The following is a 26,225-nucleotide window of genomic DNA, read 5'->3' as shown; positions in this document are numbered from 1 at the left end:
ATAGCGTAGCGGACAATATCTCATATTTGTTCTAAATAATAAGCGCCATGCGCATTACTAATATTTTTCCCCGTTTATACGCCTGATCACCCTCAGGCGTTTTTTCGTTTCATTCATTTGACACTCTCCGGACAAAGTGAACGTCAGCATTCATGTTTTGTTCATGTTCACAGCATTAATCTGAGCACATAAATTACAGAGAGGTCATGATTATGAATCGGATTATTGTAACTGCACTAGCACTGATTACCGGCTTTTTTACGTTAGTATTTAGCTTGATCATTGCGATTCCGTTGACCATCGCAGCATTAATTACCGGCAAGCGTATTGAAAAGCGCGTCAAGAAAATGCAGAGAGAAATGCACGAAGAGTATGAGTTTAATACAGGTAAAGCAGATGCGATTGAAGGTGAATTTGAAGAGGTTCGCCGGTAAGTAAATAAGATTTAGATGAGTTTCTCTCCCCCGACCGCTCCTGAGAAACTTCTTGCTTTCACCCTGTCCTTAAAATGGCAGGGTGCTTTTTTGAAATGCACAATGTTGAATAAGCACCTAGCGGTTTATTGCTTTATCTTTTTGTTGTAGGAGGCTGTGTAACCAGCCTCCCATAAATCACCATCGACACCAGAGTATGGGTTGGATTCTTTCGGAGCGCCGCTTAGGCAAGCATCTTTGCCTTCCTTCTTAATTTCATCGATGTGATTTAAAACAAAGTCAAAGTGTTTAGGATCAGCCTTTTGTAGTAACCCGTACAAAAGGCCAAAGCCAAGCATCGTAAATACAAACAGTTCAAAAAACACCCAAATGCTCTTTGTTGAAAAGAATATCCAAGCAACGCTGCAAACACTGGTCAAAATTACTACTGGAGCTAAATCTACTATTCTTTGCATATTGCTCTCACCTTCTAAACGGTCATGAAGTCTCTACCCCTTTCATAGGGTAAGTAAGAGGAAAGTCCGTTTTTATCCAATAAAGCACTCTCGACTTAATATGCGACACTGTTAGTATTAACGTTAAGTGGCTATCGTTCTCATTATAACAATGCGTTGGAAAGTAGCTTTCACAGCAAATGAGAATATGAACCAAAGTAACACTATTGATAATATTAATTTTAGCAACGTTTAGCGTCAGAATTACGTAAATTGTGTAAGGGTTACTGAGAGTAGACAAAAAAGCAGCCACACGGGCTGCTTTTAGTATTTCTGTCTTGCGAGCTTGTCTATACCGTTACGACCACTCTAAGAGCCAGCAGCATGAGTACTACCCCTGACAAACGATCAATCAACACTGCCTTAGAGCGAATTCTGTCAACGACTTTAGAGCTCGATAGCACTAGGGTAATAAAGGTGTACCAAAGCCCATCCACAACAAACGGCGTGGCAACAATGATCATCTGATTACTCAAATCATTACCGAGCGCGACAAACTGACTGAATAATGCGATAAAAAACAAAGCAATTTTGGGACTTAAAATCGAGATAAAAAAGCCTTCTCGCGCAGACTGGATTACCGTTGTCTCCTCACCTGACTCCAACTTCGCAGCCACACCACCTTTTGAACGCAAAGCATTAAACCCTAAATACGCAAGATATGCCGCACCCACAAGGCTAATCGTCTTGAACAGCATCGGGCTTTGCTGCAAAACAACAGCGAGACCAATCAAGGTAATAAACGCATATATACCAATGCCAAACGCATGAGCCCAAGCCGTAGCTAATCCATTGATACGTCCACCAGCCAACGAGTGCTTAGCGACAATAGCTAAGCTGGGACCTGGTGACATAGCCCCTAATAAACACACGGTAAAAAGTGATAACCAAACTGTTAGTGTCATAAGAATTTCCCCTCTTTGAAGCTCACTCTATCAACGGAAGAGGTATAATTAGAAATCAAAGTTATTCATACTAATCATGACTTCAAGTCATAGCTAAACGATGTACGTATTAGCGAATGGAATATTCAGAGATTTGCATTACTGAGCGAATCTCTTCTCGCACCCATTTATGCGCAGGATCCGTGTCGTATTTGGGATGCCACATTAACCAATATTGATGAATAGGTGTTTCGAGTGGTAATGCTTTATGGGTTAAGTCCCAATGCTTAGCGAGGTTAACGGCAATATGTTCAGGAGCCACCATCAGGTGCTCGCTTGCAACTAAGCGATTGATCGCAGCAGAGAAGAATGGAACCTTAAAGGTAACGTGGCGGGTGTGCCCTAGCTCTTTCAATGCTAAATCAGTGTAGGAATCTTTGTCTCCGCCGCCAGTCACTTTGATGTGTGAATATGAAATCAAGTCTTCAATACTGATCTGGTCCTGCTTTGCTAACGGATGAGAAGATTTCATCAAACAAACTGATGAATCCTCACCAATTTTAACGCTCGACACACTCTGTGGTTTTTCTGGATACATAGAAGACGCGATATGGATGCCCGTCTCATGAAGTTTATCAAGAAAGTTGGGTTGCCACAGTCGGTACGCCATATCTAGCTGTGGCGCTTGTTCACCCAAGTGAGAGGCAATATCGGGCAATACGTATTGCGCCACGTAGTCACTAGAAGCAATAACAAGCTCACCTTGCCACTGCCGCGGCTCAAAAGGTTGGTCATCGAGTAAATGGTCAAACTCAGCCAGTAATGCATCAAGCTTTGATTTTAACGCTATTGCTCGTGGCGTTGGTATCAGTTGATTACCTTGACGAATAAGCAGTGGGTCACCACACAGATCGCGCAATTGTGCAAGCTGTCGACTGACGGCAGACTGCGTAATGTGCAAACGGTCTGCGGTCCGGCTGACATGACACTCCTCTAAAAGTACATGCAAGGATCTAAGTAGATTCAAATTAATGTTGTTTAACATATTCGCTCAGAAGGGTTTTCAACATAGCATCCATTCATGGTCACTTCACAAACAGGTTCCCAGTCGTGTTAAAGAATTCAGCTAAGACGGTATGAGTCATCAGGTTTCGAAGCTCTGGATATCGTTGAATTTGATCTCTGATTTCGTTCAAGCGAGCCATCGTAGGCACTTCGACAAAAACCATCATGTCCGTCTCACCGCTGATCGCATGACACCATTTTACGCCATCAATTTTGTATAACTCGTCCGCGTATGATTCGCAATAATACGTAGAGGTTGATTTATCGAACTTTAAGGCAAAATAGGCGCAAATCGAATCCCCACCCGAAGGCGCAATTTCAGCGTGATACCCTAGAATCACTTTGTCATGCTCTAGCTTACGAATACGGGCCGTTACCGCAGAACGAGAAAGGTTTACTTTATCCGCAATTTCAGTCACCGACAGCCGAGCGTTGTGCCTGAGCAGATCCACAATCTTATGATCAAACTTGTCCATACCGTTACCAAGCTTTCCTTATTTTTCTCATTCTATACCGATTCTAACTGCATAAGAAACCAACATTTTGTTGGAATTATTTAAAACAACCGTCATATTGACGGTTTAGTAAATCATTTTGTTATTAACATTTTGGATATGCTATTTGGCGGGCATGAGATGAGTGCTGTTATCCATTTCAACAGAAAATAGATAACACATTGAAATCAAATTCCCACCTTAAGTACTCAGCACATAAATAGCATCGCTTAAACACATAAAACGAAATAACCAGAAGCCACAAGCTTTTTCGCAATAACCCTCATAACATTGGATGAATCAATTCGCATGGAAGAGCTCAAAAAAGACATTTCACTCACATCAGGTATCGCACAGTTATCCACCACATTAATGGGAACGGGGCTGTTTATGATCCCGGCTATCGCAGCAGGTATAGCTGGCCATTTTTCACTATGGGCTTGGATTTTATTGTTCATCGCGATTTGTCCTATTGCGCTGACTTTTGCTCAACTGGGTAAACGATACCCCAACGCGGGCGGAACAGCCTTTTTTGTACGCAAAGCCTTTAACGCCAAGCTGGAAAGTAGTGTCGCTTGGCTATTTGTTAGTGTCATTCCGGTAGGGGTTCCGGCCGCGATTGCACTCGCCGCAGGCTTTCTACAACAAATATTGCCAGAGCCTATTAGCAACAATCTGTTTGCACAAGTTCTCACGGTAGTACTTCTTGTGTTCGTCAACTTGATGGGCACAAAATCATCAGGTCATTTACAAACTCTTATTGCTTTGAGTGTCTTCGCACTTGTTGGCGCATTTTTATGGAAAGGCGACGTTAACAGCGCCGATCTTGTGATGCCCGCCATCACACAAGAGTCAATTTGGCCTATTACCGCAGCGTTAGGCGTGATGTTCTGGTGTTTTGTTGGCATAGAGGCTTTTGCCCATATGGGGGAAGAGTTCAAAAACCCTCAAAGAGATTTCCCTATTGCCATTGTGGTCGGTTGTTTTGTAGCAGGGGCTACCTATTGGGCATGCTCTGTCGTTATTTTAAAATTTGGCGCGTATGGTAACGCTCAATTTGATAACGCATCCATCCCCTGGCTTAGTGCCCAACTACTAGGCGATGGAGCCAAATGGATAATCAGCTTGATAGGTTTCTCCGCTTGTTTCGCGAGCGTTAACTTATACACACAGAGCCTAGCGCGAATGGTCTGGGCTCAAGCTCGTGAACATCGTCCTTCTAGTCCACTAGCCAAGATTTCGCGTCGTGGTGTCCCTTTCTCAGCCACCATATTAGTTGGCGGTATATTATTGATATCTTGTGTGATAGGAACCCTATCACAGCTCGATCTGGAGTTTTTCCTAAAACTCGCAAACAGTGTATTCGTTCTGGTTTACATGTTGGCGATGTTAGCCGCTTTTAAATTGCTTCGAGGATTTGGTAAAACACTTGCGGGACTGTCCCTACTGCTTTGTACCGGTGTTTTTATATGTTTAGGCTGGTCAATGTTTTATGCACTTGGCATTTTTACTCTACTTTTACTGCCTTGGAAACAGTGGCGACATAAGCGACAAACACGTGTAGTTGAATAGTCATCGCTTCCCATTTCGAAATATGTGAGCTAAACGTTGGATACCAGCGTCTATGTTCTCTAACGCGATATTGCCGTAACCAAGCACGGCACCATGCCAGTGACGTGCTTGAAAATCTGGGTGTTCATAATAGCTCAAAGGTCGCAAGATGATCCCTTCATGCTCTGCTAGTTTTATAAAACGCTGCTCATCCATACCGTCTTGCCATTTCAACGTAACATGAAGCCCCGCCGCTTGGCTAACGACGCAAACACGGTCGCCAAAATGCTGTTGAATGGATACATGCATCTGTTCATGCTTAGTTTTGTACAGTCGACGCATTTTTCGAATATGACGTAATAACCCACCTTCAGTAATAAAGTCTGCCAATGCTTCTTGTGTATGCGTCGGCGAATCACCACTTAACGCATCCTTAACCACTAAGCATTGCTCTACTAAACGTTCAGGAACTACAAGGTAGCCAAGCCGCAATCCGTTAAACATCACTTTACTGAAGGAACCCACATACAACACGCGATCATCTCGACCCATTTGAGCTGCTAGCCCCTGTAAGCTGGTATAGGGACGATGAGCAAACTGAAATTCGCTGTCATAATCATCCTCGATGATCCAACTTGATTGTTCGACCGCCCAGTTGATGATCTTTCCTCTTTGCTCGGTATTGAGTGTGGTACCCATCGGATATTGATTACTTGGTGTAATATACAGCGCATCGGCATCGCTTGAGGTCACCGCTTCCACATCAAAACCTAATTTCTCTGTTACGAACAAAGGCTCAAATTGATAGTTTTGGAACTGAATCAACTTCCGCATTTGCGCGTAACCTGGTTGCTCCATCAGAACCTTATCACCTTGTTTGAGCACTACCATCGTCGCAATCGACAACGCTTGCTGCGCCCCAGAGGTAATAATAATGCGCTCTGGAGAACAATTCACTGAACGGCTTGATGCGAGGTAGTCAGCTAAAGCACAGCGCAATGCCCAACTACCCTGAATATCTTGATTCCCCAACAAGCAAGTACGAGACATATGGCGAGTGAGTAACTTTTGCCATTGCGCCATCGGAAATGCGTCCAAATCCGGCACACCCGGTGCAAATGCGCGGTTGATATCAAAGTGAGCTTTCGGTGATGAGTCTCTCTGAACTGAACTAGGTTCAGGCAAGTACTGCTCTGGCAGTTCTACGGCAACATAAAAGCCAGAACCTTTTTGGCTGTTCAAGTACCCTTCCGCCACTAACTGTTCGTAGGCAGAAATCACGGTATTCCTACTTAGATTAAGCTCTTGTGAAAGCTTCCGCGTAGAAGGCAGCTTCCCATTCTTCACCCACAGTCCTTGAACAATTTTCTTGCGAATAGCCAAAAACAACGCTTGCTGACGCGTTCCTTCACTGTCTTTTAAATGTAGGTCACCGATATCAATCAAAGACAAACTGGATCCATCCATTAGTTAAAACTGGCTCTCTTTAAGCTACCAGTTAAACGCTACATTGCAATCAAAGAATGAGGATCAATCGCTCGTAATCGTGAGCAAACAAGGAGAGAAAATGCTATCCAACACCAATAGAACGGAAATTAAGAAAGGCGCACATAAAGCCGTCTCTGATGTTAGCAAACTGCACGCCATCATAGATGACAGCCTAATCGCTCATATTGCGATAACCAACGAGTCAGGCCCTGTGGTCATCCCTATGCTGGCATGGCGTGTCGATGATTACGTGTATATCCATGGTGCCAACAACAGTCGACTGTTACGCTCACTCAAACAAGGAGTGCAAACGTGCTTAACCTTTACTTTGTTTGATGGTTGGGTATTGGCTCGAAGTGCGTTTCACCACAGTGCGTTTCACCACAGTGCGCATTATCGCAGTGCTGTGGTCTTTGGCCAGTTTGAGGTGGTGGAAGATAACCAAGAGAAAGACAGGTTGCTGAATCACTTTATTGAACAGATCGCTCCGGGGAGAACAGAACAAGTCCGTTTGAGTAATGAAAAAGAACTCAAAGCCACCATGCTACTGCGTATCCCGCTCACGGAGGCATCAGTGAAAATCAGCAATTTTGGCGTCAACGACGACGCAGAAGACATGGACATTCCTGTTTGGGCAGGTGTCCTACCCTACCGAACCGTCGTAGGTCCGCTGCAAGCTTGTGGAGATTTGTATGAAGGTATCGCTGAACCAGACTACCGCAGTGCCTACTCTAATCGTTGGCAGGAATAAGCACCGTAAAACGTGCGCCGCCTAAGTGACTCTCGCCGACGGAAAGCTCCCAACCCAGTTGCCGCGCTGCACTGGTAGCGATAGCAAGCCCTAAACCAAAGCCTTTCACGTCGGCGTTGCGGCTTTTATCTAAACGTGAAAATGGCATAAATACTTCTTCTCGCATCGCTTCAGGTATGCCCGGACCATCGTCCTCAATATCGATGCTCCAGCAATCCGCTACCATTCGAATCGTCACCTCAACGCAGGATTCACCGTAACGCTTGGCGTTTTGCAATAAATTATCGAGGACGAGGTTACCCAAAGTAGGCTGAAAGTGAATCAATTGGTTCGCGAGTTCATTTTCTGCTCTCAACATGGCGGACTCTAAGCCTAGGTAATTCATGCGGCTTTTACACCAAAGAGGCAGTTCCATGGTTTCAACAGAATCGCTCAAAGAATGGTTTTTCACACTCAAGCGAGACAGCATGACAATGTCGGACGTTAAATCCGTCACGACATCAACGTATCGTTCAATATCGTCATGTAACTCTGCCTGCATTTCACCACTCGTGCGCCTAGCTAAATCCGTCGCTAGCTGAATACGACTCAGCGGTGTGCGCACTTCATGAGGAATAGCTTGAGTAAAGATGTGTGTTTGACGTACTCGTCTCTCAATCTCTTCAGACATGCAGTTGAAGCCTTGGGCGAGCTCTTTCACGGGTTGCGAAAATTGCTTTAGATCGACTCGCGTATTCAACTCACCAGAACCAAATTGTTGTTGCGCAGCCGTTAGTTGCCGAATTTGGCGGTCAAGACGTCGTACAGGTATGTAAACCATAATGCCTAAACTGCATACAACAACCAAAAGCAGAGTAAGTATAAATACAATCTCAGAATCTTCATTCCAATCAACGTGTGGGCTAAAGAAGTCCGTTTTTTCTTTGAAAACTAAACTCTTCGAAGTGTTAGGCAAAGGGAACACCGCAGCATAGGTACTGCCGTCAATAAGATAAACAGGTATCCCTTGCATACGGTACAGCAGATTACAATCTCGACAAGGCGGTGATCCGTCCCAGTTTTCAACCAATGTTAAATCAAAGATAAAGAAATCTTGCTTGCCGTTTTCGGTTAACTTCTTGTAGAGAGAATCCGGAGTGCCTCGTTGCTCAATGTATTGATCGACAAAATAAGCACCGTCACTCAAAAAAACACCGACTTCTGTTTTGCGCATGTACTCTTCCCCCATAAAGAGAAACAAAGCAACAGTCAGCGCAAGGCCAGTTACTAACCCCACATATAGACGAGTAAACAGGGAAAACATGCGTCATTTACCTGTCAGCATGTAGCCGTGGTGACGTATGGTTTTAATGGTAGCCGTATGGATATGAGCCTTAGAGAATTTCTTCCTTAGTGAGGATATACGCATATCAATCGAACGATCAGTAATACAGTATTCAATGCCTCGGGCAAGACGGCAACATGATTCACGAGATACTGGCTTATCGACATTCAGCATCAGGAGCTCTAAAATTTCAAACTCAGAACTCGTTAAACCAATATCTTTTTGCAAATAAAATGCTTGGGAGCGACGAAGACAAAGACTAATGCCATATCGGCTCAGCTTTTCTTCTTCAACGATGTCAACTTGACGACAATAGCGACGCAACGCTGCTTCAATACGGGCGAGAAGGATATTGCCTTTTATCGGTTTGGTAAGGTAATCATCAGCACCAAACTTAAATAAGCTCACCTCGCTCATTTCATCATCGGTCGCAGTCAAAACAATGATAATACCATGATAAAACTTACGCGCCTCTTGACATATTTCTGCGCCATTTTTTCCTGGTAACATCAAATCTAACAGCACTAGGTCCGGCTTGAGCCCCTTAATCGTTTCTAATGCATTTTGACCGTTATCGATGACAGTTACCGTATATCCTTCGGCTTCGAGGTACATTTTGGTTAATCGAGCAATCTCTGAGTCGTCTTCTACCAGTAAGATTGTATTACCCACCATGAATCATTTACTCCACCAATATGATGGAGGGAGTATATCGCTCGTCCTATACTGCGCAACCTACTTAAATGATAATTTTAATAAAACGCAGGCTTACATACGCTTACAAACCATACATATACGATAATCCTAATCATTCTATACCCCTAAAGCCATGCAATAACCTGAGGTTTTATTCATTATCAGAATATAGCTTCACATAGAAAATAAAATTCGGAATAAAAATCCACTATATTTTTAAATATATCGAATAATAGGTCTTACCAAAAAATAATATCAACATATATGACTTAGTTTGCTTATATAGACAGGACTTTATGTTGCTTCTAAGTTTCCTGCTCTAATAAAGTCTACGAGTAACATGAAATGAGATATTCCAAATTAACACCTTTAGCCATATTTTGCGCGATAAGTCTAACTGCTTGTGGCGGCAGTGAATCTAATTCGAAACCATCGACAACGACACCTCCAACACCACCAATGCCAACATTGAGCACTGTCACAATCCCAACTGTCGTTTCTACAAAGTTTCCAGCCAAGTTAAAAGTGGCTGCTGATTCGGGCTTCACCCACTATGTGAAAATCTCCCTTTCCGAAGCAAACAACAACGATACATTTCACATTGTGGCTGTTGATGACGGTGCGAATAATGAAAAAATCTTTCGTGCAGCCAAAATCATCCAACACCTTCTCACAAACCAACCAGACTCTAAGTACGGTGCTGACAAGTCTCGTATCGCTAAGACATTAGCCGAGCGTGATGCCACACTAATGCTGACCGAAAACGACGAACAGAATGATGAGATGTTAACCAAAATCTTTATCAACGAACTGATTCGCCAAGACAAACTGAACGACGCAGTTACAAACTCGGGCTTAGCACACTCTTTTGATACGAGTTCTCTAGAAAAGTTTGTTGTAAGCATGATGGTACTTAACGAAGATGATATGGATACACTTGTCACATCTATCGCGTCAACATTAGTAACTAGTAAAGAAACACCAAACTGGCTAAGGAATAGCCAATCTTTAATGTATCGAGAACTGACAGTTGAAGGCGATTGCCATTACATGAGTAATTTTGCCGATTACTGCGCCAATCTTGGCAAAAAAGCCGAACGAGACGCCGCTTTTGAAGAAATTTTACACTTGGTCCAAGCGCAAGGTATTGCACCTAACACGGCGACTGCGGCACTGCAAAATGACATTCAAGCTCATGCGTTAAGCATCTATAACGATATTCAATCGGGCAAACCGACGGTGTGGCGCCCTACTCAGTATGACTGGGACGATTGGAAATCGGACGACTTCGATCCTGAAAGTGTTAAAAAAACGGGCCCTTCATATTCTCACGAATATTTTGCTGCCGCTTTTGAAGCTTACATGGGTGTAGCAAAAGCAAACGGACATGGTTTAGATGGCTACCAAGCGTTAACGCGTGAAGAAATGCAAACCCAAGATCCACAAGCCGTTGATTGGATCAGTGGCTTATTCCACGGATACTTGCAATATACCGCGAATATCGACTCTGCGGGCGTCAAGCTCTACACAGAAAAGACAAATCCAGGCACAGTACCTACCTTCCGTATGGCTCCCAACAAAGACGGTTCGATAGAAGCGTACACCTACAAATCTCAGTGGCTAACAAAAGTGAAGATCATTGGCGACGACGCGATGAATGTGATCGGTAATGATCAAAACAATACTTTTGAAGGCAACAGCAAAGACAACAGCATTTATGGTGAAGGCGGTATCAACACCTATATCGTGCCACACAAACTGGCGGAATGTACTGTTATCAAAGCAAAGAGTGTTTCTGTTGAGTGCCCAAATACAGGCACTGACGAGTTGTACGACATTCAGAACATCCAATTCACCGACCAAACCCTAGATGTAACCAAGCTATAAACAATGAAAAACATGAAGAAACTTATTCTATTCGCTCCCTTGCTCCTTGTTGGTTGTGGTGGCCTAGCCGTCATGGATCGTACTGATGCCGTAAAAGCACAACCAGAAATGCTGATCAAAACCGACGGTGATTTTTGGGGATTCGGTGCAGATGGCCATTTTGATTTTGCTGGTAAGTACAAAGGCAAGTATTCACGCAGTGCTTCTAACTCAAGTTGGTTTAACCGTATCTCTTTCAAAGAAGGTTCAATGGGCGCAGAAGTGACTCGTATCGACAGCGGGGAAACTTGGCTTTTGAACTGCACTGGAGGCGGTATGTCGGTTAACTACATGGGCGTCGATTTTGGTGGGAATGATCCTTACACCTGTGACATTACTCAAGATGGTAAAAAAGTCGGTGAGTTTGCGATGGAGCCAAAATCGGCTCTCATCGACATCAGCTTTGAGAAAAAAGAGACAGGCGTAGTGCGTATTGGTAGCACCCACTTTAATGTAGAAACTGTACATACTAGTCCTGACGCCATGATGGCGGTAGACATTCCATTGGGTTATAGCTTTAAGGAGGGCACACAAGAAATTGCCGCAGTGCAGACGAACGGTACCATTGCGGTACAGATGCTCCCTGAACTTAGCGAACAAAAAAAGGATGTAATTGCCATCGGCGCTGTTGCAAGTGCACTAAGTTGGCGTCCTAAGAAATAGCCACCACAGAAAACGACACAAAAAAACAAAGCCCTCTACTTTTTTGAGGGCTTTTATTGCTTGTACTCATAGAGATAAGTGGAGCACTACTTCTCTAATCTTCCCGTATACTGCTTGGGCGTTAATCCACGATGTTTCTTAAACATACGATTGAAGCTCGCCACATTGGTGTAACCAAGGCGCGTGGCAATGTCATCAATACTCACGCGCTTACTCAACAAACCAGCTGCAATATTACTCAATACATAGCCAGAAACCGTCGAAAAATTGAGTCCTAATTTATGCAAACGACGTTGAAACTGCTGTTCAGATAAATCAAGCAGAGAAGAAACGCGCTCTAACGTTGGCAATCCATAATGGCTGCTGTAATTCACCACTTCATAAATCACTTTCAACTCATCTTCTGGGTCGGGCATATTAAGCAAATCATCCAAATCGGAAAAACTCATCGCTAGACGGCTGTCTTCTCGATGGCTCACTTGGCGAGAAGCTAGTCGGTCATCTCCCGGGATCCATATCTCTGTTTTTGGCTGACTCCATTCCACCTCGCAGCCGAAATATTCCCGGTATCGCTCAGTATTTTTTCTCGAGCCTGAAACCTTGACACGTAAAGGCTGGTAATCTTTGCCAAGAAATTCGCGTAACACCTTAATCATAAATACCGCACAGCGGATACTATCGTGCACCTTTACTGACGTTTCTATAAACGGGTTGTGGTAAGTCCATTTGATGATTTTACCCGACTGTTCGCCAGCAAAAAACGCCCCTGATTGTAGGTTGCTCACACCATAATTCACTCGCCGAATGGTACTGGCTAAATCATTGCCGGAGAATAACCAGCGTCCCACTGGCCCTAGCTTTTGCAGTTCAATACCTCGGCTGAGACTCAACACCACATCCGGGTCACCACTGGCTTGTTCAACACAACGGTACCATTCCGCAACGGCTTTTAGCGGGATCAGTGTCATTGGGTTGCGAAACACCGATGCTGGGATCCCTAACTCATCCGAGTCCAAATTGTATTTAGATAACGCGAGGTTATGCATGTTTAGAATGCCCATCGCACGAATAAACCGAACCGTTTTCATAACCAATCACATCAAATTTAATCCTATAGTGATTGAATCTGTCACAAAGAAAGCCGCAAATCAAATTCAGATCACAATACGCCAACAGTTTGATAGAGGAGTGTTTAATGAGTTTACTGAGTGTCCCATTTGTCGGTACAGGCGCAGATACGGCGTTACATGTTGTCGCTGCTGTCGTTTTAATCGCGAGTGTCGCGGGCGCGTGTTACGGCTTTTGGAAAATCCATGAATTACCTATCAATAAAGCACACAGCAAAGACCATCATCAGATAGGGCTCATCACTACGCTGACCTGGATAGGGTTTGTCTGGCACTGGGTTTGGGTGCTAGCCGTGATCTTTGCATTCGTTGATATGGAAAAAGCCATCATCAATCTGCGTGATACATGGAAAAGTAAACCGCAAACAGAAACACAGCCAAAAGAGGAAGCATAATGTTAGAAGGTTTAGCGGTATGGGCACTCTTCATCTATCTGTTGCGTTTGGTTGGCATGCCTTGGAACAAAGCAACCAAATCGTTCGCTTATCTTGGCGGCTTGGGTTGGCTAATGTTCGTCTGGGTAGGTTTGATTAACTTCACCCCGATGGATTTATCCGGCGGTTCTGTCGTGCAGTCGCCACACATCCAATTGCGTCCAGATTCAACCAATGTAAAAGGTAAAGTTGACCACATTTACATTGAGCCGAATCAGCAAGTTAAAGAAGGTCAGCTCATTTATGAACTTGACCCAACGCAATACAACATCGCATTAAATCAAGCGAACGTATCCGCTGATTCTGCTCGCGTTGCATTAGCTACAGCAATAGGCGACATCGAGATTGAAGAAGCTAACCACGAAGCGCTAGTGCAAGATCTAGAAACATCAAAGAGCCAGTTGGAAGCGGCGAAAGTTGACTACAAATTGCAGAAAAAAATGCTAGATCGTTATGTTGAGCAAAACCGAGTGGTGCACAACACCATCACGGAAAGCGATATCGACAAACAATCGAGTGCGGTTGATATGGCACGTCACAACGTGTTGACCCTTGAGTCTCAAATCAAGAAGAAACAAGTCGATATTTCCCGTGCAAAACTGGCGATTCATAAAGCGGAACTTGCAGTTGAAACTAAACAAGCCGAACTGCGCCAAGCTGAAGAGCAAATTGCAAAAGCGCAATGGGATTTGAATAGCACAAAAGTTCATGCCCCAACAGATGGCTTTGTCACCAACTTTATCCTGCGTGAAGGTCAGCGTGTATCGATGATGCCGCGTATCAACATGTACACTAACGAGAAGTACGTGCTGATGCGAGTCAACCACCAGGCGATTCGTAACATCAAACCGGGTCAGCCAGCGGAATTCTCTTCGTCCGTTTACCCAGGTAAGATCTTCTCAGCGACCGTCGAAGGCATTGTTGAAGCAACAGGTGAGTCACAAGGTAATCTACTGGGTTTCGATGATTCCGTACGTGTCACCACTGGAAAGAACTTACAGAACAAACACCACTTTGTTCGTCTTAAGATTGATGAGCCAGAAGGCTACGACATCCCTGTTGGCTCTGTTGGCCTCGCATGGGTCAGCGGTGAAAAACCGATAGGCTTTATGGCCTTCTTAGATGTGATTCGCGGGATCATCATCCGAATGAAGTCTCAACTGTACTTCTTCTACTCTATCTAAACTAGCAAACCGCCAGTTACGCTGGCGGTTTTCTTTTCATTTGTATCCAAACATATCCTTTTCCCGTATAACAATTAGTTAGTAAATAGCGGAGAAGATTCATGTCGGCAAAGGAAAGAAGCCTACCTACCCATCGCATCTCAAGATTCAGCAAGTTCGCTTCACTTGCTACCCGTGTCGCAGGCAATGTGATTGCAGAAGGCACGAAACAGATAGCCAAAGGCAACAAACCAAAAGCGAAAGACCTCTTGCTGACGCCACAGAACATCGCGCGCTTAACTGACCAACTTGCTCACCTGCGTGGCGCTGCAATGAAGCTTGGTCAAATGCTATCAATGGATGCTGGTGATGTTTTAGAACCTGAACTTGCCGATATTCTTTCCCGTCTTCGTTCCAACGCAGACCCAATGCCTGCAAAACAACTCAACGCAGTAATGGAAAGTTCGCTAGGAACGAATTGGAAAGCTGAGTTTCTGTCATTTAACTTCAAACCAATCGCCAGTGCATCAATAGGACAAGTGCACCAAGCCTACAGCGATGCGGGCGATAACCTAGCCGTCAAAGTGCAATATCCGGGCATACGGAAAAGTATCGATAGCGACGTCGATAATGTCGGTACAATGCTCAAGGTCGTTGGGTTGATTCCCGAGTCTGTCGACTACAAAGGATTACTCGAAGAAGCGAAAAAGCAGCTACATGACGAGGCCGATTACGCACGAGAGGCACAATTTGCCATTCGTTATCATGACGCTTTGAAGGAGCACCCTCATTTTGTGGTGCCCAAGATTCATACTGAAAGTTGCTCAGACTCCGTTCTCGCGATGGAATTCATTGATGGCAGTCCGATTGAGCAAATCGAACATTATGATCAGAGTACGCGAGATTTTGTCATGCACAGCCTACTCGAATTACTGTTTCGAGAGCTGTTCGAATTTAAGATGGTACAAACCGACCCAAATTTCGCCAACTACTTATATATCGAAAACACTCGTCAAATCGGCTTGCTAGATTTCGGGGCCACTCGCGAGTACAGCGAGCGGTTCAGCACTGGTTATCGCCAAGCTTTCGCATCTGTCGTTAACAATGACGAACAAGGCTTGAATGATGCGCTTGAACAAATAGGCTTCTTCAGCCAAACCATCCTTCTAGACCAACGCCAAGCGATTCTCGATCTAGTGAAAATGGCATGTGAACCTATGTTGGTCGATGAGCCCTATGATTTCAAAGCCAGCGGCTTAGCACAAAAGCTTCGCGAGGCTGGCACCATTCTAAGCATGGAGCAAGAATACTGGCATACTCCACCAGCAGATGCCCTATTTTTACACAGAAAAATCGGCGGAATGTACTTGCTGGCAGCCCGTATTGGCGCAAAAGTGAACATTCGCCAATTGGTACAGCCATATCTCACCATCAACAGCGAATAGCCTATTGTTTTTCTGTTACTTTCAAGTACCTTGAGCAAGGTTAAGATGCATAGTTGTGCATCTCAATAACATGCCATACTTCCATAAAACGAATTAACTATCGGGGTACTCGGTGAGCAAGTTTCAAGATCTCTCCACTCTAATCCAGCAAATTGGCCAAGCCGAAGAAGCGGATCAAGTCGCAACGCTCAATGAATCTATTGAAGCGGGCCTCGAGCCCGGCGCGGTTGCCCTGATTCTAGAAGCCTTTCCAATCGACGATCGTGTTCGCTTATGGCGAGCTTTACCACTAGAGCTACATATCGACGTGTTAACGGAAATGCGTGCGGACGTACGTTTCTCTATCATCAATGCGTTATCTGAAGTCGAGCTAAAGCTCACTCTCGCTAAACTCGACAACTTGTCGCTCATCGAATGGGCCGATTCGTTGCCAGAGTCGATCATCAACGAAGCGCTCTCGTTGATAGAAAAAGATGAGTTGGAACTTTACGATCAAGCAAACGAGTATGCTGATGAAGAACTCGGCCACTGGGCTGAACGTAAGATCATCACCCTGCCCTTCAACATTACGATTGGGACAGCTAAGCAGTTAATGGAGCGCTATAGCTACGACACGCCTCAACAGGTGTATCTGATTAATCGTAATAAACAGTATCGTGGAACGGTCAATTACTTCGATATCTTACGTGGTGACCCCGATACTCGCTTAAAAACACTCGTTATTGAGGCTGTGACGGTTCTAGACAGTAAAATGATGCTTCCTGAAGCGGTAGAGGCATTAGAACACAGCGCACTGCCCGCTCTCCCTGTAACTGATGCAGACCAAACACTGATCGGTGAAGTCGATTGGCAGTTTGCATTGAGTACACAGCGTGAAATCTACGAAGCACGTTTGATGGCCGGTACAGGTATGGATGAAGGCGATGACTTGTTTGCGCCAGTATTAAAAAGCTCGCAAAAGCGCGGTGTTTGGTTAGGCATCAATTTGCTTACTGCGATTTTGGCGTCTGTCACTATCGGACTATTTGAAGATGTAATTGCGCAGGTGGTGGCTTTGGCGGTGCTCATGCCAATTGTTGCATCCATGGGGGGCATTGCTGGCAGCCAAACGCTCACTCTAATGATTCGTGCGATGGCGCTTAATCAGATCACCCCAGGTAACCGCTTCAAGCTTTTGAAAAATGAGTTGGGTATTGGCTCTCTGAACGGCATTGCTTGGGCGTTAATCATCGGCGGGCTCGCCGGATTGTGGTTTCAATCTCCGGTTCTTGGGGGAACCATCGCGCTGGCCATTATCGTCAATATTATTACCGCAGCTTTATTTGGTGTGCTGATTCCCATTATTCTGGATAAGTTTAAATTGGACCCCGCTTTGGCTGGCTCGGTGATTCTAACAACAGTGACAGATGTAGTTGGTTTTTTCGCCTTTTTAGGAACGGCGAGTTTAGTCATGCTTTAAAAGGTTCATTGTTTATTAATCAATCATTAGCATAATAGAGTCAAATTGCATAACGCAGTTGCAAATTGCAAACATACTCAAACTTTAAGCAACGCATGTCACAGAAACTACGTATTTTAGGGCATATTAAAGTTGGCACAGTAACTGCATTATATAAATCGACCCTTCTTAAGCCGAGGGTCACCTAGCCAACTGACGTTGTTAGTGAACTTGATTTTGTTCACATGTATATAAGCCAATCGCACTCTTTGCGGTTGGCTATTTTTTTATGTGGCTATTGCCCTCTTATCCTCTGACCGAGCTCGGTTGTACTTTTCTTACCCACAACAGATTGTTTACTGTTTATAAAATTCAAATATTCGCCCACTAAACCATTAGAAATGCCAGCTTCAACAAAAATAAATCACCTACATAAAATAAAACCAAGAAAACACACCCAAGAAAAGAACAAATAACGTCCAAACCAAAAACCTCATCATGAAATCGTTTTCTTTTCATAGAAATCGACTGAACAATCCAGAGTTATAGATAAATTTAATCCATAAAAACAAATAGCAATTCAAAACATTCATTTCACATAGAAAACCTGTCTATAAATCATAGAAAATACGTAAAATCAAAATTTCCACCTTTAGAATTTAAAAATCAAACCATTGTTATTAAAAGAAAAAACACACATCAAAAACAAAGCAAACGTTTAAATTGCAATTTTATCATTGACTATTAAATTTACATCACGATAATACGCGCCGTTTGCCTGAAAATCAGGTGCTATAATTTAATATTTCAATGTGCGGAGGTAATAATGGCTGGAGACAATAACTACAGTCTTGGACCAGTTCCTAACACGGCCAGAAAAGGCGTGGCGTCACTTACAATGGTGATGTTAGGACTCACTTTTTTCTCCGCAAGTATGTGGACTGGGGGTTCTCTCGGTACTGGGCTCTCCTTTAATGATTTTTTCCTCGCTGTTCTCATCGGCAACCTAATCCTCGGTACTTACACTTCTTTCCTCGGTTACATCGGCGCTTCTACTGGTCTCTCTACTCACCTTCTTGCTCGTTTCTCTTTTGGTTCTAAAGGCTCTTGGCTTCCTTCCGCTCTTCTTGGCGGTACTCAAGTCGGGTGGTTTGGAGTTGGTGTCGCGATGTTTGCGATTCCGGTGCACAAAGCAACGGACATCGATACCAACACATTGATCCTTGTATCCGGTTTGCTCATGACCGCGACCGTTTACTTTGGAATCTCAGCACTGGTGGTGCTGTCAGCAATCGCCGTTCCCGCGATTGCACTACTTGGCGGTTACTCTGTCATCGAGGCAGTAAAGAGCGTTGGCGGTATTGGCGAACTACAACAAGTTCAACCAAGCGAGCCACTCGATTTTTCAATAGCACTCGCGATGGTTGTCGGCTCTTTTGTTAGTGCAGGTACGTTAACGGCGGATTTCGTACGCTTTGGCAAAAAGCCGCGCAGCGCCGTGATGATCACCATGGTGGCATTTTTCATCGGTAACTCGTTAATGTTTATCTTTGGCGCGGCAGGTGCGTCGGTGACGGGTCAATCAGACATCTCTGAAGTGATGATCGCGCAAGGTCTTCTTATTCCAGCTATCATCGTTCTTGGCTTGAACATCTGGACGACCAACGACAACGCGCTCTACGCATCGGGTCTTGGATTTTCCAACATCACAGGCTTACCAAGTAAATACATCTCAATGGCGAACGGTCTTGTTGGCACACTTTGCGCTCTCTGGCTCTACAATAACTTTGTTGGCTGGCTGACCTTCTTATCTTTGGCAATTCCACCGATTGGCGGTGTGATCATCGCTGACTTCTTCACGAACCGTAAACGCTACGCAAACTTTGAAGCCACCCAGTTCCAAAGCGTAAACTGGGCTGGCATTATCGCTGTAGCGATTGGCGTTGGTGCAGGACACTTCCTTCCTGGCGTAGTGCCGATTAACGCTGTACTTGGCGGTGCAATTAGCTTCCTGATTCTTAATCCTATTCTCAACAAAAAAGCACTGGCAACACAGCCAGCGTAAGGAACCATCATGACAACACTACTGATCAAAAACGTAACGCTAAAAGGACAAGAAGGTCTGCAGCAAATTTTGATTGAAGATGGTCAATTCAAGCGCATTGAAAGCAACGATGTGGAGCTTAGTCATAACGGTGACATCATCGATGCAGAAGGCGGTGTGGTGGTTGCGCCTTTCTGCGAGCCACACATTCACTTAGATACAACTCAAACCGCAGGTGAGCCAAGCTGGAACATCTCTGGCACATTGTTTGAGGGTATTGAACGTTGGGCTGAGCGCAAAGAAATGCTGTCGATTGAAGACGTGAAAGCGCGCGCAAAACAAACCTTAAAATGGCAGATAGCAAACGGCGTACAACACGTTCGTACCCACGTCGATGTTTCAGACCCTACCCTAATTGCCCTAAAAGCGATGGTAGAAGTGCGTGAAGAGATGAAAGAATGGGTAGATATCCAAATCGTCGCCTTCCCGCAGGAAGGAATTCTCTCTTACCCAAATGGCAAAGAGCTGCTAGAAGAAGCCGTCAAATTAGGTGCGGACGTGATTGGCGCGATTCCACACTTTGAATTCACACGCGAATATGGCATTGAATCGCTGCACTACGTATTCGAGTTAGCGCAAAAATACGACCGCCTGATCGACGTGCATTGTGATGAAATCGATGACGAACAATCTCGCTTCGTTGAAACACTGGCAGCATTAGCGCACAAGTTTGATATGGGGAATAAAGTCACGGCCAGTCACACCACAGCGATGGGTTCCTACAACGGTGCATACGCATCTCGCCTGTTCCGTTTATTACGCATGTCCGGTATCAACTTCGTGGCAAATCCATTGGTGAACATTCACTTACAAGGCCGTTTTGATGATTACCCAAAACGTCGCGGCGTAACACGAGTGAAAGAGATGCTGAATGCCAACATCAACGTCTGCTTTGGACACGATGATGTATTTGACCCTTGGTACCCACTAGGCACTGCAAACATGCTGCAAGTGCTGCATATGGGTCTGCACGTGTGCCAGGTGATGGGTTACGACCAAATCAACAACTCACTGGATCTGATCAGCACCAATTCAGCACGTACACTGAACATTCAAGATAAGCACGGCATTGAAGAAGGCAAACCTGGTAGTTTACTGATTCTTCCCGCAGAAAATGGTTTTGACGCAGTACGTCGCCAAGTGCCGGTTCGTTACTCTGTCCGTCACGGTAAAGTGATTGCAGAAACACAGCCTGCGACAACTCATATTCATCTTGAACAAGCAGAGCAAGTAACGTTCAAACGCTAAAAAGATCGGCGAAAAGAAAAAGGCCTGACGACATCGTCAGGCCTTTTTTCTACTGGTAAACATCACTGCTCGCTCTGTCTATTCTTGTCTCATAAACCGCTGAACACATTGAAAGGCCATATAAAACGGCTCAGTACCAAACGTTGCACAAGGTTCTGGTGGCTGAATCTCAATTACACCATCGCACTTGGAAATTATTCTAAGCGTTGGGCATACTTCTGACTTCATTTTAGTTGTAGATATGAACCATGACGTCATTAAGCCAGATAGAACCGCAATTTTTGGAATTTATGCAGCAAGAGATGCAAGTGGATGCAGCTCATGATCTTAAACACGTAAAACGCGTGGTCAAAACAGCGAAACAGCTCTGCAAAGAAGAAAATGCAGACATCGCGATTGTATTACCGGCTGCCTATTTGCATGATTGCTTTACTTATCCGAAAGATCACCCAAATCGCAAAGAGAGCTCAATCATCGCAGCCAAAAAAGCGGTCGCATTTTTAGAGAGTATCGATTATCCGCAGCAATATCATGATGCCATTGCTCATGCGATAGAGGCACACAGCTTTAGCGCAAACATCAGGCCAAATACGTTGGAAGCCAAAATCGTCCAAGATGCCGACCGTCTGGACGCTTTAGGCGCAATTGGCGTGACGCGATGCATTCAAGTCAGCACTCAATTTAACGCGCAACTTTACAACGACAGCGATATATTTGCCGAAGAACGTGAACTTAACGATAAACAATTCACTCTGGATCACTTTCAGACCAAGTTATTCAAAATCGCTGAAACCATGAACACAGAGTCAGCAAGACGCGAAGCGCAAAAACGCAAAACCTTTATGCAAACGTACCTAGAGCAGTTACACGACGAGGTAACAGCGTAAATGTCAGAAAGCTATACGTTAATTAAAGAGCTTAAACGCCAACTAAAGTTAGCTGGGCTGCATTATGCCGATGTTGCACAACACCTTGATTTAAGTGAAGGAAGCGTCAAACGTTTACTCGCTGAAGGTCAGCACATTAGCCTTGAGCGCTTAGAACGAATTTGCCAATTGATTGGTTTAGAAATGGCGGAACTATTTAAGCTCGCGGCTGCGCACAATAAAGGTCTAGAGTCGCTAACGTTAGAGCAAGAAAAGCAGCTGGTTGACGATAAAGCCCTGCTGCTCGTGGCGATCTGTGTTGTAAATGGCTATCAGTTTGAACAAATCGTTCAGCAATATACCTTCAATGAGTTGGAACTGGTGCAAAAGCTTGCTCATTTGGATCGGCTGAACATCATCGACTTGCAGCCAAATAACAAAATTCGTTTGCGTATATCTCCGACATTTAAGTGGCAGATGGGCGGCCCTATTCAACGGTTCTTCCAACAGCAAGTTCAAGACGCCTTTTTCCAAAGCTACTTTTCTGGTGAAGATGAAAAGTTCTCCATGGCAACAGGACTGATGAGTGTACCAAGCAACAAGAAGCTACAACAGAAACTGCAAAAGGTCATCGATGAGTTTTATCAGGCTTGCCAAAGTGATAGCTCTCTCGATATGGACGAAAAACACGGCACCTCTCTGATTATTGCGATGCGTCGCTGGACGTTCCCTTTGTTTGAACCATGGGAAAGAAAACTCACCAATAAGTCTCGCAATTAGTAACTCAATAAAAAAATGGAAATAAAAGTAACGAATTTCGTTACTTTTGGTGGCATACAACGTCACTTGAAAGAGAAAGCTGGTTTAATCGTTCATTGAGCATAAAGTGCTCCCATCTCATTCGACTTTGTTTAATCGGGGCCCGTATGTTTTTCTCAAAACGCTTTTTTCCTTACTTTGTGACGCAATGCCTTGGCGCACTCAATGACAACATCTACAAAAACGTTCTGTTATTGATGGTCACATACAGCCAAATTGATAACCTACCAATATCCGTCAATCTATTCGTTAATTTGGCGGCAGGCTTATTCATCCTACCTTTCTTTCTATTCTCAGCGCATGCTGGTGCCGTCGCTGACAGCATGGACAAAGCCAAATTAATCCGACGTCTAAAGCTCATCGAGCTGGCTATCATGTCTTGCGCAGCAACCGCTATTGCCACCCAAAGTGCCATGCTGATGCTGGTTCTGCTGTTTATGACAGGCACTCAATCGGCCTATTTTGGCCCCGTGAAATACGCCTTACTACCACAAGCGCTCAAACCAAATGAGCTTGTTAAAGGAAATGCTTGGGTTGAAATGGGCACGTTCCTTTCGATTCTTATAGGTACGCTTAGTGCAGGCCTGCTGCTATCCATTCCTAATGGTACCTTGATTGCTTCTTGTGTAGTGATTGCCTTGTCTTTGCTTGGGTTCATGAGCAGCGTGAATATTCCAGCGATGCCTAGCCAATCGAATGACAAAGCGAAATTTGAGCCGATTTCTGGTTTAAAGAACACGTTAAAAGTGGCAAAAAAGCAGAGAGGCATCTGGATGTCTATTCTTGCCATCAGTTGGTTCTGGTTCATGGGTGCGACTTACCTAACTCAATTCCCTAACTTCGCACGCGAACATTTGTTTGCAGACAGTACTGTCGTTTCTTTACTGTTGGCATTGTTTTCCATTGGTATCGCGACAGGCTCTTGGTTGTGTGAAAAGCTCTCTTTCAACCACGTTGAGCTTGGTATTTTGCCATTCGGTATCCTTGGACTGACAGTGTTTGGCGTCGACTTGCTATGGGCAGTCCCGAGTTATCCATCGCTTCCGGTGCACTTTTATGATGTGCAAAGCTTCGTTGCTGAATCCAAACATCTGCGCGTCATGATTGACCTGTTCCTTGTTGGTGTAAGCGGCGGTGTCTTTATTGTTCCTCTTTATGCGTTCATCCAATCGCGTTCAAACAAAGGGGAATGTGCACGTGCCATTGCTGCTAACAACATCATGAATGCATTGTTTATGGTGGTGTCTGCTTTGGTTTCGATCGTTGTACTCAGCGTACTAGAGCTTTCTATTGTGGAACTGTTTGCCATGATGGCAATAGGTAACTTCTTCGTGGCAGTCTATGTCTATCGTCAAGTACCGGAATTCACACAACGCTTTATCAGTTATTTACTCAGCCATTGTATGTATCGTGTGTCTGTAAAGGGGCGTCAACATATTCCTGAACAAGGTGCTGTGTTAATCGTGGCTAACCATGTTAGCTATGTCGATGCGTTGATTTTGATGGGAACCTCTACTCGCCCGGTTCGTTTTGTGATGGACAAGTCCATCAGCGAGCTACCTGTTCTTAAATATGTATTCCGTCATGCCGGTGTTATCCCGATCTGTTCTCCACGTAAGTGTGCCGACACTTACCGACGAGCATTTGAGGAGATTGAACAAGCACTTTACGACGGTGAGGTTGTCTGTATCTTCCCTGAGGGTCGTTTAACGTCTAACGGTCAATTGGGTGAGTTTCGCCCTGGTGTAGAGAAAATCCTTGAACGTAACCCTGTTCCTGTCATCCCTATGGCGTTAAAAGGGCTTTGGGGTTCTTTTTTCAGCCACAAAGGCGGACATGCTCTCACAAAACGACCGACTCGTTTTTGGTCAAAAGTGGATGTTGTTATCGGTGAAGTGTTAAGTCCTGCGTCTTTAAATCGTCATCAATTGCAACAACAAGTACAGGATTTACTGGGCTGAGTCGCTTGCTACAGCAGTCAAACTTTGCAGCAAAACGTAAATATGCACCACAAAGCACAAGTAGTTTCTTGTCAATTAGAGTAGGATACCTACGACGTCATAAATCTAGGAGGTATTATGAAAATCATCATCTTACATGGTCTTTATATGCATGGGCTGGTCATGCAGCCTCTTAGCCAAAAGCTGAGAAAACTCGGATACGAAACGCAAGTACTCAGCTATAACACTGTTGCTATCGATGAGTCTTCACTGTTTGATTCTATTGATCATTCGCTTAATCCACTGACCACAAACGTGCTCGTGGGACACAGCTTGGGAGGCTTGATGATTAAGCGCTATCTCGCCAACAGAAAACCGAGCACTAACTTAATCTCTCATGTTGTCGCTATCGGTTCGCCTCTTAAAGGCGCGTCCATTGTAGGTCGAATTCAAGATCTCGGATTGGGTGCAATTTTAGGCAATTCGCCACACCACGGATTAAACAAACATGATGACGCTTGGGATTTCCCTCAAAAACTCGGCAGTATCGCAGGAACGATGCCGATTGGCGCTCGCCCATTGTTGATCCGTAATGACAACACCATGTCGGACGGTACGGTTACCGTAGAAGAGACAAGACTGGACGGTATGCAAGATCATATCGAAGTGAAGCAAACGCATACGAGCCTGATTTACAACACCTTCGTGCCGCAGCAGATTGATCACTTTATTCACACAGATTATTTCCGTCGATAGCACACTTTTCCATCATACAGATGGAATCGACTTTCCAAGCTATTCAGTTCGCAGTACTATCCTAGCTCCACTTCTTCACAACTTGGATGAAGTGGTACATTTTTAATTGTTCTCAGGGCGGGGCGAAATTCCCCACCGGCGGTATACTTTTTCAAGTGAGCCCGCGAGCGCTCGATTCGTCGAGGTCAGCAGATCTGGTGAGATGCCAGAGCCGACGGTTATAGTCCGGATGAAAGAGAATAAGAATACACCAGCATAGCGAGTCAGATCGCTAAGAATGCTGGTGCACTTCTTTTTGATCGTATTTTACGGCGATCTCTCATACCGCCCTGATTCTGGTGAAATTTAGGAGTTAACCATGAATCAGTCATCACTACTTGCCGAATTCGGCGACCCAATTACTCGCGTTGAAAACGCACTTATCGCTTTAAAAGAAGGCCGTGGCGTACTGCTTCTTGATGATGAAGATCGCGAAAACGAAGGCGATATCATTTATTCAGTCGAGCACCTCACTAACGAGCAAATGGCATTGATGATCCGCGAATGTAGCGGCATCGTTTGTTTGTGCTTAACAGATGTTCAAGCAGACAAACTGGAACTGCCTCCAATGGTGGTAAACAACAACAGCGCAAACCAAACCGCATTTACGGTTTCTATTGAAGCGAAAGTTGGTGTAACAACGGGTGTTTCAGCAGCAGACCGCGTAACGACCATTAAAACGGCGGCAAACCCGCACGCAAAACCGGAAGATCTTGCTCGCCCGGGTCACGTATTCCCTCTGCGCGCACGTCCAGGTGGTGTAATGACTCGCCGTGGTCACACAGAAGGTACGATTGATCTGATGCAAATGGCAGGGCTTCAACCCGCTGGCGTACTGTGTGAAGTGACCAATCCAGATGGCACGATGGCAAAGGCACCGGAGATCGTAGCATTCGGTCGCCTGCACAACATGCCGGTACTGACGATTGAAGATATGGTAATGTACCTGAACCAGTTCGAGTTGAAACTGGCATAGTCAGATCTCAGCTCTTGAAAAAGCCGCGCATTTGTGCGGCTTTTTTGATCGATCCTCTTTGCACTTAAGTAGTTATACTTATTGAAAACAAGGGGAACAA

General features: G+C 44.7%; 24 protein-coding genes and 1 riboswitch. Of the genes, 16 read left to right on the top strand and 8 right to left on the bottom strand.

Annotated features, from left to right (window positions below; translation table 11 throughout):
• Nucleotides 1–212 precede the first annotated feature (212 nt).
• A complete protein-coding gene (locus tag MTF70_RS08135; protein WP_005373607.1) occupies nt 213–434 on the top strand; it encodes a hypothetical protein in 222 nt (73 codons plus the stop codon).
• Between the two features lie 125 nt (nt 435–559).
• Here the strand turns inward: MTF70_RS08135 and MTF70_RS08130 are convergent, their stop codons facing one another.
• The 4 genes from MTF70_RS08130 to MTF70_RS08115 form a co-directional block, all read right to left on the bottom strand.
• Complete coding sequence (locus tag MTF70_RS08130) at nt 560–889, bottom strand: hypothetical protein (protein WP_005373609.1); 330 nt, start codon at nt 887–889, stop codon at nt 560–562.
• A gap of 329 nt (nt 890–1,218) precedes the next feature.
• Complete coding sequence (locus MTF70_RS08125; RefSeq protein ID WP_005373611.1) at nt 1,219–1,833, bottom strand: LysE family translocator; 615 nt, start codon at nt 1,831–1,833, stop codon at nt 1,219–1,221.
• A 109-nt stretch (nt 1,834–1,942) separates the two neighbouring features.
• Nucleotides 1,943–2,857 (bottom strand): LysR family transcriptional regulator, encoded by a 915-nt coding sequence (locus MTF70_RS08120; RefSeq protein ID WP_017819875.1) that lies wholly within the window; start codon nt 2,855–2,857, stop codon nt 1,943–1,945.
• A 40-nt stretch (nt 2,858–2,897) separates the two neighbouring features.
• Nucleotides 2,898–3,353 (bottom strand): Lrp/AsnC family transcriptional regulator, encoded by a 456-nt coding sequence (locus MTF70_RS08115; protein ID WP_005373615.1) that lies wholly within the window; start codon nt 3,351–3,353, stop codon nt 2,898–2,900.
• Nucleotides 3,354–3,680: 327 nt separating this feature from the next.
• Between MTF70_RS08115 and yjeH the strand changes: the two genes are divergently transcribed.
• Entirely contained in the window at nt 3,681–4,943 is a 1,263-nt protein-coding gene (yjeH, locus tag MTF70_RS08110; RefSeq protein WP_017635168.1) for an L-methionine/branched-chain amino acid transporter, read from the top strand.
• Here yjeH and MTF70_RS08105 read toward each other — a convergent pair whose 3' ends face one another.
• Nucleotides 4,944–6,389, bottom strand: a complete 1,446-nt coding sequence (locus MTF70_RS08105) for a PLP-dependent aminotransferase family protein (protein ID WP_017635167.1) — start codon at nt 6,387–6,389, stop codon at nt 4,944–4,946.
• A gap of 100 nt (nt 6,390–6,489) precedes the next feature.
• Here MTF70_RS08105 and MTF70_RS08100 point away from each other — a divergent pair, with 100 nt between their 5' ends.
• Nucleotides 6,490–7,161 carry a pyridoxamine 5'-phosphate oxidase family protein gene (locus tag MTF70_RS08100; protein ID WP_054866652.1) on the top strand — a complete coding sequence of 224 codons (672 nt, stop codon included), beginning with the start codon at nt 6,490–6,492 and terminating at the stop codon, nt 7,159–7,161.
• Here MTF70_RS08100 and MTF70_RS08095 read toward each other — a convergent pair.
• Together MTF70_RS08095 and MTF70_RS08090 are read right to left on the bottom strand one after the other, a co-directional pair.
• Complete coding sequence (locus MTF70_RS08095; RefSeq protein WP_025767939.1) at nt 7,142–8,464, bottom strand: ATP-binding protein; 1,323 nt, start codon at nt 8,462–8,464, stop codon at nt 7,142–7,144. The two genes, MTF70_RS08100 and MTF70_RS08095, sit on opposite strands and share 20 nt — an antisense overlap.
• A 3-nt stretch (nt 8,465–8,467) precedes the next feature.
• On the bottom strand, nt 8,468–9,160 hold the full coding sequence (locus tag MTF70_RS08090; protein ID WP_005373624.1) for a response regulator transcription factor: 693 nt from the start codon (nt 9,158–9,160) through the stop codon (nt 8,468–8,470).
• A 366-nt stretch (nt 9,161–9,526) separates the two neighbouring features.
• Here MTF70_RS08090 and MTF70_RS08085 point away from each other — a divergent pair, with 366 nt between their 5' ends.
• Nucleotides 9,527–11,068: a hypothetical protein gene (locus tag MTF70_RS08085; RefSeq protein WP_025767940.1), complete on the top strand. Its 1,542-nt coding sequence runs from the start codon at nt 9,527–9,529 to the stop codon at nt 11,066–11,068.
• 12 nt (nt 11,069–11,080) lie between these two features.
• Nucleotides 11,081–11,770: a hypothetical protein gene (locus MTF70_RS08080; RefSeq protein ID WP_080276951.1), complete on the top strand. Its 690-nt coding sequence runs from the start codon at nt 11,081–11,083 to the stop codon at nt 11,768–11,770.
• 86 nt (nt 11,771–11,856) lie between these two features.
• Here MTF70_RS08080 and MTF70_RS08075 read toward each other — a convergent pair whose 3' ends face one another.
• Nucleotides 11,857–12,858, bottom strand: coding sequence for an AraC family transcriptional regulator (locus MTF70_RS08075; protein ID WP_053304538.1), 1,002 nt, complete (start codon nt 12,856–12,858; stop codon nt 11,857–11,859).
• 107 nt (nt 12,859–12,965) lie between these two features.
• On the opposite strand from MTF70_RS08075, the gene MTF70_RS08070 reads away from it, so the two are divergent.
• The 11 genes from MTF70_RS08070 (at nt 12,966) to ribB (ending at nt 26,125) form a co-directional block, all read left to right on the top strand.
• A complete protein-coding gene (locus tag MTF70_RS08070; protein ID WP_025767943.1) occupies nt 12,966–13,292 on the top strand; it encodes an MFS transporter in 327 nt (108 codons plus the stop codon).
• Nucleotides 13,292–14,515: a biotin/lipoyl-binding protein gene (locus MTF70_RS08065; protein ID WP_025767944.1), complete on the top strand. Its 1,224-nt coding sequence runs from the start codon at nt 13,292–13,294 to the stop codon at nt 14,513–14,515. The genes MTF70_RS08070 and MTF70_RS08065 overlap by 1 nt, the downstream gene beginning before the upstream one ends.
• 101 nt (nt 14,516–14,616) lie before the next feature.
• Nucleotides 14,617–15,939: an AarF/ABC1/UbiB kinase family protein gene (locus MTF70_RS08060; RefSeq protein ID WP_205461080.1), complete on the top strand. Its 1,323-nt coding sequence runs from the start codon at nt 14,617–14,619 to the stop codon at nt 15,937–15,939.
• A gap of 112 nt (nt 15,940–16,051) precedes the next feature.
• Nucleotides 16,052–17,398: a magnesium transporter gene (locus MTF70_RS08055; RefSeq protein ID WP_158173403.1), complete on the top strand. Its 1,347-nt coding sequence runs from the start codon at nt 16,052–16,054 to the stop codon at nt 17,396–17,398.
• Nucleotides 17,399–18,203: 805 nt separating this feature from the next.
• On the top strand, nt 18,204–19,442 hold the full coding sequence (gene codB / locus MTF70_RS08050; RefSeq protein ID WP_171344209.1) for a cytosine permease: 1,239 nt from the start codon (nt 18,204–18,206) through the stop codon (nt 19,440–19,442).
• A 9-nt stretch (nt 19,443–19,451) separates the two neighbouring features.
• A complete protein-coding gene (locus tag MTF70_RS08045; RefSeq protein WP_205461081.1) occupies nt 19,452–20,729 on the top strand; it encodes a cytosine deaminase in 1,278 nt (425 codons plus the stop codon).
• Between the two features lie 248 nt (nt 20,730–20,977).
• Nucleotides 20,978–21,616, top strand: a complete 639-nt coding sequence (locus MTF70_RS08040; protein ID WP_017819864.1) for an HD domain-containing protein — start codon at nt 20,978–20,980, stop codon at nt 21,614–21,616.
• Nucleotides 21,617–22,375: a helix-turn-helix transcriptional regulator gene (locus tag MTF70_RS08035; protein WP_171344210.1), complete on the top strand. Its 759-nt coding sequence runs from the start codon at nt 21,617–21,619 to the stop codon at nt 22,373–22,375.
• 146 nt (nt 22,376–22,521) lie between these two features.
• Nucleotides 22,522–24,375: an MFS transporter gene (locus tag MTF70_RS08030; protein WP_171344211.1), complete on the top strand. Its 1,854-nt coding sequence runs from the start codon at nt 22,522–22,524 to the stop codon at nt 24,373–24,375.
• Nucleotides 24,376–24,492: 117 nt separating this feature from the next.
• A complete protein-coding gene (locus MTF70_RS08025) occupies nt 24,493–25,110 on the top strand; it encodes a hypothetical protein (RefSeq protein WP_064354868.1) in 618 nt (205 codons plus the stop codon).
• Nucleotides 25,111–25,214: 104 nt separating this feature from the next.
• Nucleotides 25,215–25,355, top strand: a riboswitch (FMN riboswitch).
• A gap of 113 nt (nt 25,356–25,468) precedes the next feature.
• A complete protein-coding gene (gene ribB, locus MTF70_RS08020; protein WP_005385579.1) occupies nt 25,469–26,125 on the top strand; it encodes a 3,4-dihydroxy-2-butanone-4-phosphate synthase in 657 nt (218 codons plus the stop codon).
• The last annotated feature ends 100 nt before the right edge of the window (nt 26,126–26,225 follow it).

The sequence above is a fragment of the Vibrio sp. 2CM40D genome (genome assembly GCF_023161825.1).
Classification (GTDB): domain Bacteria; phylum Pseudomonadota; class Gammaproteobacteria; order Enterobacterales; family Vibrionaceae; genus Vibrio; species Vibrio alginolyticus.
The sequence above is the reverse complement of the archived record's forward strand: the minus strand, read 5'-3'. Positions and strand labels throughout refer to the sequence as shown.